This window comes from Lysobacter zhanggongensis (assembly GCF_046638635.1).
GTDB classification, from domain to species: Bacteria; Pseudomonadota; Gammaproteobacteria; order Xanthomonadales; family Xanthomonadaceae; genus Novilysobacter; species Novilysobacter luteus.
Map to the genome: position 1 here is coordinate 1 of NZ_JBJXHK010000127.1, position 4,397 is coordinate 4,397.

5 protein-coding genes are annotated in these 4,397 nt (G+C 72.2%); 3 read left to right on the forward strand and 2 right to left on the reverse strand.

What is annotated here, in order from left to right; translation table 11 throughout:
• Window positions 1-149: 149 nt before the first annotated feature.
• The 3 genes from ACKVMH_RS12850 to hemC all read left to right on the forward strand — a co-directional run bounded on the left by ACKVMH_RS12850 (window position 150) and on the right by hemC (window position 2,774).
• The gene (locus ACKVMH_RS12850) at window positions 150-842 is read left to right on the forward strand and encodes an alpha/beta hydrolase (protein WP_412700591.1); all 693 of its coding nucleotides are present in this window, start codon (window positions 150-152) and stop codon (window positions 840-842) included.
• Window positions 843-912: 70 nt separating this feature from the next.
• Window positions 913-1,635 carry a LytR/AlgR family response regulator transcription factor gene (locus tag ACKVMH_RS12855; RefSeq protein ID WP_412700592.1) on the forward strand — a complete coding sequence of 241 codons (723 nt, stop codon included), beginning with the start codon at window positions 913-915 and terminating at the stop codon, window positions 1,633-1,635.
• 230 nt (window positions 1,636-1,865) lie between these two features.
• A complete protein-coding gene (gene hemC, locus ACKVMH_RS12860; RefSeq protein ID WP_412700593.1) occupies window positions 1,866-2,774 on the forward strand; it encodes a hydroxymethylbilane synthase in 909 nt (302 codons plus the stop codon).
• Between the two features lies 1 nt (window position 2,775).
• On the opposite strand, the gene ACKVMH_RS12865 is transcribed toward hemC, so the two are convergent.
• Both ACKVMH_RS12865 and ACKVMH_RS12870 read right to left on the reverse strand, forming a co-directional pair.
• On the reverse strand, window positions 2,776-3,432 hold the full coding sequence (locus ACKVMH_RS12865; RefSeq protein ID WP_412700594.1) for a DUF481 domain-containing protein: 657 nt from the start codon (window positions 3,430-3,432) through the stop codon (window positions 2,776-2,778).
• Window positions 3,433-3,574: 142 nt separating this feature from the next.
• Window positions 3,575-4,144 carry a hypothetical protein gene (locus ACKVMH_RS12870; RefSeq protein ID WP_412700595.1) on the reverse strand — a complete coding sequence of 190 codons (570 nt, stop codon included), beginning with the start codon at window positions 4,142-4,144 and terminating at the stop codon, window positions 3,575-3,577.
• Window positions 4,145-4,397 lie beyond the last annotated feature (253 nt).

Here is a 4,397-nt window from a genome sequence, read left to right on the forward strand (position 1 = left end):
GGCCGCGGCGCGGGCGAAGGCACGGGCGCCCAAGTGTGTCGAACGCACCGCGTGGCTCGGGCTGGTCGACCGCGAGCCGGTCTGCACCCCGGCCGCGTCGCAACCCTGAGCGGTTTGGCGGCCGCGCGCGCAGCCGCCACAATGCGGCAATGAACGCACCGAACCTGCTGCAGACCGTCGAACATGAAACCGGCCCCGCGCCGCAATGGACCGTGCTGTGGCTGCATGGCCTGGGCGCGGACGGCAACGACTTCGCGCCGATCGTCCCGGAGCTGGTCCGACCGGGGTGGCCATCGTTGCGTTTCGTGTTCCCGCACGCGCCGGTGCGACCGGTGACGATCAACAACGGCGTGCCGATGCGCGCCTGGTACGACATCGTCGCGCTGGACCTGGCGAACCGGGCCGACGAGACCGGCGTGAACCAGTCGGTCGAGCAGGTCGAGGCGTTGATCGCGCGCGAGGCCGGGCGCGGCATCCCGCCCGGACGCATCGTGCTGGCGGGCTTCTCGCAGGGCGGTGCGGTCGCGCTGGCCACCGGGCTGCGCCGGCGTGAGCCGCTGGCGGGCCTGGTCGCATTGTCGACCTACCTGCCGCTGTCGCCAGCGTCCCTGGCGAAACTGCCGCAGTCGGTGGATGCCGCCGCCACCGGGCAGCCACTGTTCTTCGCCCATGGCACGCAGGACCCGGTGGTGCCGTTCCAGGCCGGCGAGCGCAGCGCCGCACTGCTGCGCCAGCTTGGCTTCACGGTGGACTGGCACGCCTATCCGATGGCCCACCAGGTCTGCGCGGAGCAGATCGGCGACCTGGGCGACTGGCTGTCCGCGCGTTTCACCGCCGGCTGACCGGCACCGGCCACGGCGCTAAGATCGGCATCGCGGCAGTGCCGCTGCCGCGCCGAGACGGGGACAGTCCATGAAGGTGGTCATCGCCGACGACGAACCACTGGCGCGCGAGCGCCTGCGCGGACTGTTGCGCGAGACCGCCGGCGTGGAGGTGGTGGCCGAGGCCGGCGACGGCCAGCAGGCGCTGCATGCCTGCGCCGAGCACGCACCGGACCTGGTGCTGCTGGACATCGCGATGCCCGGGATCGACGGGCTCGAGGCCGCGCGCCACCTGGCCGCGTTCGAGCCGCGCCCGGCGGTGGTGTTCTGCACCGCGTACGACGCCCACGCGCTGTCGGCGTTCGAAGCCGAGGCGATCGACTACCTGGTCAAGCCGGTGCGGGCCGAGCGACTTGCCGCGGCGATCGAGCGGGTGCGCACCTTCGCCGCCGGACGCGAGCGCTCCAGCCGGGATGCGCCGGTCCGCAGCCACCTGTGCGCGCGCCTGCGCGGCAGCCTGCGGCTGATCCCGCTGGAGGACGTGCACTACCTGCAGGCCGAAGAGAAGTACGTGGTCGTCCACCACGCGCGCGGGGAGGACCTGATCGAGGAATCGCTGAAGTCGCTGGAGGACGAATTCGGCGGCCGGTTCGTGCGGATCCACCGCAACTGCCTGGTCGCCCGGCACGAGATCGTCGAACTCCGGCGCGCACCCGATGGCCACACCCAGGCCGTGCTGCGCCACGGCAAGCAGCCGCTGGAAGTCAGCCGTCGCTGCGTCGCCGCCCTGCGCGAGACCCTGAAGCACCTGTAGCCGCGCGCGTTCGAGCAACCCGTTGCCGTAGGAGCGACGTAAGTCGCGACCTGCAGGTCATTTTCCGAGCACCGCACTCCCGCCGGTGTCGAAGCACCCAAGCGGATCCCCGGTGTGGCATGAGCCCGGTCGCCGCCCCGGCCGGGTTCGGCGGGTCGCGACTTACGTCGCTCCTACGTGGGTTGGGGCTTGGTCGGGTTCGGCGGGCGGTGGCCTGCGATAATCGCCGGATGACCCGGATACTGCGCATCGCCACCCGCAAGAGCCCGCTCGCCCTGTGGCAGAGCGAACACGTCGCCGCCGCCCTGCGCGCGGCCCACCCCGGCCTGCAGGTCGAACTGGTGCCGATGAGCACCCGCGGCGACGAGGTCCTGGACCGCTCGCTCGCCGCGATCGGAGGCAAGGGGCTGTTCCTCAAGGAGCTGGAACTGGCAATGCAGCGTGGCGACGCCGACTGCGCGGTGCACTCGCTCAAGGACGTGCCGATGGAGCTCGAGCCGGGTTTCGCGCTGCCGGCGATCCTCGCCCGCGCCGATTACGCCGACGCCTTCATCAGCAACACCCACGACGGCATCCAGGCGCTGCCCGAGGGGGCGGTGGTCGGAACCTCCTCGCTGCGCCGGCAGGCCCAGTTGCGTGCGCTGCGCCCGGACCTGCGGTTGCGCGACCTGCGCGGCAACGTCAATACGCGGCTGGCCAAGCTCGACGCCGGCGACTACGACGCCATCGTGCTGGCGTGCGCCGGACTGCAGCGGCTCGGGTTCGAGGCGCGCATCCGTCGCCGGCTGGTCGCGCCCGACTGGTTGCCGGCGCCGGCACAGGGGGCGGTCGCGGTGGAGTGCCGCGACAACGACCCGGCGACGACGGCGCTGTTCGCCGCGCTCGACCACGCCGAAACCCGGCGCTGCGTCGAGGCCGAGCGCGCGATGAACCGCGCGCTGCATGGCAGCTGCCACGTGCCGGTCGCCGCGCTGGCGACGCTCGATGGCACTGGCCTGCGGCTGGACGGGCTGGTCGGTTCGGCCGCGGACGGGCGCCTGGTGCGCGCCGGGGCGCAGGGTGATGCGCCGGACGCGCTTGGCCGGCAGGTTGCCGCGCAGCTGCTCGAACAGGGCGCCGGGGAACTGCTGGGCCTCTGAGTCAGAAGCGCCGCCGCAGCCGCAGCGAGGATTCCGCCGACTCGCTGCCGCTGGGGCCGAATTCGTCGTGCCGGATCAGCAGGTCGCTTTCCAGCGTCCACGACGGCCACAGCACCACGTCCAGCCCGAGTGACTGCTTCACGAACGTCATGCCGTGGCCGGTCTCGAACTGGATGCGCTGGTTCCAGTGCGCACGGTCGCCGAGTTCGTGGGCGATCTCCAGCGAGCCACGCAGCACCGGACCCGGCAGCGCGATCCCGTCATCGCGCAGCGTTGCCAGGCGGTAGCCCGCGCCCAGCTGGACACCAAGCCGGGTCGGGCCGTTATCGATGGCCTGGAGCCCGTAGCGCGCGCCGATGCGCCAGTCGTTGGCGTAGCTGGCAGCGCTGGTCCGCGGGCGGGCAGGAGCGTGCAGCCCGATCCACGGTTCGCTGCCCGGCAGCGCCGGTCGGCGCTGCCGGCCGCCATTGAACAGCCCACTGGCCGGCGCGAGTGCCTGGCGCCACTCGGCATCGCCGCAACGGGTCGACCAGCAGAACAGGCGCAGGCGCGCCGGGTCGCTGCCCAGGGCAACCAGCGCGGGGTCGCCGACATGCGCCGGCGGCGGCAGGGTGGTGAACGGACCGGCCAACAGCGCCAGTCCCAGCAGGGCGGACATATCGCAGGAAGCGGAGCGGGTGACGGCGGCAGTATGCCAAGACGGTGTCGGGGGCCCACCGACGTCGCGCACCCCTGGGGTGAACCGGCGGAATCGGCACATTGCCCGCGGTCCCGCCCAACACGCTGCCGGTCGTGCTGCCTTACTCGGGCGCGGTGATCGCCAGGGTCGGGTCGTTGAAGCGCGAGTAGCGGATCGTCGTGCTGACCGGTTTGCCCTCCGCCATGCCGTTGGCCTCGACCTGCAGCGGATAGCCCGTGGTTCCGATCCATATCGTCATGGCGGGTGCGGCCTCGCCGGGCCGGGTAATCGCGTACTTGCGCGCACTCGCGCCGTCGAGCACGTCTTCGCCCAGGTCGGTCGCCTGCATGCCGGCGCCCAGGCCGGACAGCCCGGTTCGCTGGCGCCAGCGCGCGAGCACTTCCGGTGGCACCTGCACGCGCTGCACGGCATCGCCATCCCGCATGTACATGGTGCCGTCCACCACCACCTGCACCCGGCCGTCGGGCAGGGTCATGCGGTAGCGGTCCGGCGCGATGAAGTCGGTCTCGCTCGCCGGCGAACCGGCGGTGCTGATCGACGCGTGGAAACTCTGCGCCTGGGCGAACCGCGCGATCGCCGCGTCGACGTCCTCGCGTGCGCCACCCAAGGCGATTGCCGGTAGCACCAGCACCAGCGCCATCCCCGCCCGTAGCCATTCTCTCTTCGCCATACCGCTCCCTCGCTGTCGCAATCGCGGCGCAGCAGCCGCCGATGCCAGACTCCAACGCGGGATGCCCGACGGACCAGCCACCCTCAGCGGCAGAAGCGCTGCTCGTACGCGAGTGCATCGCGCAGCGCGGTGGAATCGCCCTGCAGCGACAGATCGTCGATGTCGCGGCGGACCTCGGGGCACGGGTCGGTCGAGTAGTTCGCGCCACCGAACGCGCGACCGACCGCCGCCAGCGCGCCCGCCAGCGACGGCG